The 2,735-nt window shown below is 61.0% G+C and carries 3 protein-coding genes and 1 pseudogene; 3 read left to right on the forward strand and 1 reads right to left on the reverse strand.

The features are described 5' to 3' along the window. On the forward strand, positions 1-552 hold a 552-nt coding region (locus VFN25_RS10435), incomplete at its 5' end, for a hypothetical protein (protein ID WP_325141595.1). 157 nt (positions 553-709) lie between these two features. Here VFN25_RS10435 and VFN25_RS10440 read toward each other — a convergent pair. Further along, the gene (locus VFN25_RS10440; protein WP_325141597.1) at positions 710-1,201 is read right to left on the reverse strand and encodes a fasciclin domain-containing protein; all 492 of its coding nucleotides are present in this window, start codon (positions 1,199-1,201) and stop codon (positions 710-712) included. A 183-nt stretch (positions 1,202-1,384) separates the two neighbouring features. Here VFN25_RS10440 and VFN25_RS10445 point away from each other — a divergent pair, with 183 nt between their 5' ends. Further along, positions 1,385-2,350, forward strand: coding sequence for a MerR family transcriptional regulator (locus tag VFN25_RS10445; protein ID WP_325141599.1), 966 nt, complete (start codon positions 1,385-1,387; stop codon positions 2,348-2,350). Positions 2,351-2,510: 160 nt separating this feature from the next. Next, positions 2,511-2,735: pseudogene (locus VFN25_RS10450) on the forward strand (TCP-1/cpn60 chaperonin family protein); the annotation flags it as partial.

A 2,735-nucleotide genomic window follows, 5' to 3' on the forward strand; every position in this document is an offset into this window, starting at 1 on the left:
GCTGCTGACAACGCCGCTGCGTGGCCCCGCGATGCCGAAATCCCACTCACAGACGTCCGATCCGTGCCCAAAACGGGGCTTGCGCGACCGCCGCCTACCCAGCAGACTGCCCGAAAAGGGCGTTTGAACTTCCTATACGCGCAATTTGACGTTTATCGAAATTATCGATTGCGGTCCCTGTCTGGCACGCGGGCCATGGGCGGCGCCATTTTCACAGCGGTAGCTGGCGCCGCTGACCGGAAGAACAGCAAGGCACTTGATCTCGAGAGATTCGCAATTCGTTCCGATCCTGGAGATGGTCGATGGAATCCGGATGAAAATCAGGTTGGTTGCGATGGGCGAGGAGAGGGGGAGTACTATGCTTCCGAGGTCAATGGCGGATCGGATGTCGTTGTTATCTGGCTGAAATTTGCAGTTGACGACAAGCTCTACAGTTTTCGAAGCGCCTATCAGTATCACTTTGATGAAGCTGCGAGCCTAACGGGAGAGGACAAGATCAAGGAAGCCATCGAGATGACCATCGCGTCGATCGCTTCGAAAATTGTCTTATAGCTCTTCTTGTAGCTCAGCGGTCGTGACGCCAAAATCAGCGGTAGTCCAACCCGTTCCGTTTTCCCCGAAAAAGTGCACCCCGCCGGTGGAGATCGGCGGGGTGCACGGTCGAGCCTTGATGTCATCCGATACGATGCGGGCCGCTTTGCTGACGCGATTACTTCGGCATCAGTACCGTGTCGATCACGTGGATGACACCGTTCGAGGATTCGATGTCGGCCTGGGCTACGGTGGCATTGTCGATCTGGACCTTGCCGTCGACGACCTTGATCATCACCGACTGCCCGTTGACGGTCTTCGCACCATCGAGCTTGACCACATCGGCCGCCATCACCTTGCCCGGCACCACGTGGTAGGTGAGGATCGAAGTGAGCTTGGCCTTGTCCTTGAGCAGGCCATCCACGGTGCCTGCAGGGAGCTTCGCGAAAGCGGCATCGGTCGGCGCGAAGACCGTGAAGGGACCGGTGCCTTTCAGGGTTTCAACGAGACCGGCGGCATCGAGCGCCGCGGCAAGCGTCGTGAAGGAGCCCGCGGCAACCGCGGTGTCAACGATGTCCTTCTTGGCGTTCATCGTGCTGGGGTTTCCCGCCATGGCGGCGAGGGGTGCTGCAATGACCGCAGCGGCGCAGAGGGAGAGAATCGAATTCATGGTAGATCCTGATGGAAGGGAAGGAAGGAAGGAAGCCTTGTCCATTGCTTGTCCAGCTTTTGGCGCGTTGAACAGGCTGGATGTACACTATATGTCCAACTAATTGGTGTCAATAGGCCCCATTTAGTTCGACAGAAGTCATTAATCTCTGGACAGAAACGCCCGCGCTGCCTACGATGCCGCATGTCCGAAACCACGCAGCCGACCCTCCATTCCGTCCGTGTCGTAGCCCGGCGCACGGGATTGACGCCCGATTTGTTGCGCGCCTGGGAAAAGCGTTATCAGGTCGTCCAGCCCGCGCGTTCCGCCGGCGGCCAACGCAACTATTCGGATGCCGACATCGAACGATTGCAGTTGCTGGTCAAGGTCACCGCCGCCGGAAGGTCGATCGGACAGGTTGCTGGGCTCGGCAATGCCGAACTGCGAGAACTCGCCGCAGGGGATCAGGCCGCCGACGGCACCGTCTATGCGTCCGAAGCCCAGGACGCGGCTGTCGATCACTACCTGGAGGTCGCGCTGGGCGCTGCTGAAAACTTCGACGCAACCCTGCTGGAATCCACGTTGCGCGCAGCGGCGCTGCAACTTCCATCCGACCAGGCACTCGACGGGGTGTTCGGGCCGCTGCTCCTCGAAATCGGCGCGCGCTGGGAGCAAGGCAGGTTTCCGCCTGCCAACGAGCACCTCGCGACGACGATCATTCGTCGCGTGCTGACCTGGATGACGGATTTTCCTGTAACTCCGGAACATTCCCGGACCATCGTGATCGCCACGCCGGCCACGCAGTTGCATGACCTCGGCGCCATGCTCGCCGCAACCGTCGCGGCCACCAGCGGATGGCGTGTCGCGTTTCTTGGCGCGAGCCTGCCGGCAGACGAATTGGCGCGCGCGACTCGCCTGGCGCACGCCGACACCATCGCGCTGTCGATTGTCTACTCCAGCGACCCTGCACATGTCAGCAACCAATTGCGTCAATTGCGCAGCGAACTCCCTCGATCGGTTGCCATGGTCATCGGCGGTGCCGGCGCGGCAGCGCATGCGGACGTACTGGAGCAAATCGGCGCACACCGACTCGATTCGCTCGCGGCCCTTCGCGCTTGGCTGGCAGCGCGCTGGCACGTTGGCGAGCCCCGGGATCCAGCGACGGGTTGAAACGCGGCAATACCGGTTCACCAGTTGGCTGCGATGCAAAGCGGGGTCTTGAATTGTGAATCCAGCATCGGGAAACAGGGTTCATCCTTTCGCCACCGCCATCTGCCAGTGCTCTTTTTTTCCCAGAACGAGTTGTCGTGACCAAAAACCCGACTCCGCCATCCTCATCGCCCTGCGCGCCATGGAAGCCCCGCTGCGCGAGATCGTCGCCAATGCCGGTGAAGAGCCGAGCGTGGTGCTGAACCAAGTGGCGGCCGGCAAGGGCAACTACGGCTACAACGCTGCCAACGGCGAGTACGGCGACATGGTGGCCTTCGGCATCCTGGACCCGACCAAGGTCACCCGCACCGCCTTGCAGAACGCCGCCTCCATCGCGGGCCTGATG

The sequence above is a fragment of the Dokdonella sp. genome (genome assembly GCF_035703485.1).
Taxonomy (GTDB): domain Bacteria; phylum Pseudomonadota; class Gammaproteobacteria; order Xanthomonadales; family Rhodanobacteraceae; genus Dokdonella.